The sequence below is a fragment of the Streptomyces botrytidirepellens genome, from assembly GCF_003721215.1.
Taxonomy (GTDB): Bacteria; Actinomycetota; Actinomycetes; order Streptomycetales; family Streptomycetaceae; genus Streptomyces; species Streptomyces himastatinicus.
In genome coordinates, this window is the sequence record NZ_RIBZ01000361.1 from 1 (window position 1) to 547 (window position 547).

The following is a 547-nucleotide window of genomic DNA, read 5'->3' on the forward strand; positions in this document are numbered from 1 at the left end:
GCGGGCGTCATGCCGCCGGGGCCTCGATCTGGTCGTGCAGCCGGGCGCAGGTGCGGTTGATCAGGCGGGACACGTGCATCTGGGAGATGCCGAGCTGTTCGGCGATCCGGCCCTGGGTCTCCTCGCGGAAGAAGCGCAGGTAGAGGATGTGCCGCTCGCGTTCGGGCAGGGCCCGAAGCCCCGGCTTGAGGGCCTCGCGCTGGATGACCCGGTCGTAGGAGGGCTCCGGGGCGCCGAGGGTGTCGGCCAGGGAGTAGCCGTCCTCGGCGCCCGGCAGTTCGGCGTCCAGGGACAGCGCCGAGAAGCTCTCCATCGCCTCCATCCCCAGCAGCACGTCCTCCTCGCTCATCCCGGTGTGCTCGGCGATGTCCGACACACTCGGGGAACGGTCGTCGGGCGTGCGCGTGAGCTCCTGGGCGGCGGCACGCACGCGGTTGCGCAACTCCTGGACCCGGCGCGGCACATGCACGCCCCACATGTGGTCCCGGAAGTGGCGCTTGATCTCGCCCACGACGGTCGGCACGGCATAGCTCGCGAAGGCGCTGCC

At 71.3% G+C, this 547-nt stretch carries 1 protein-coding gene; it reads right to left on the reverse strand.

The annotated features are described in order from the left end of the window. Positions 1–7: 7 nt before the first annotated feature. A partial coding sequence (locus tag EEJ42_RS30975) for a sigma-70 family RNA polymerase sigma factor (RefSeq protein WP_123105185.1) occupies positions 8–547 on the reverse strand: 540 nt, incomplete at its 5' end.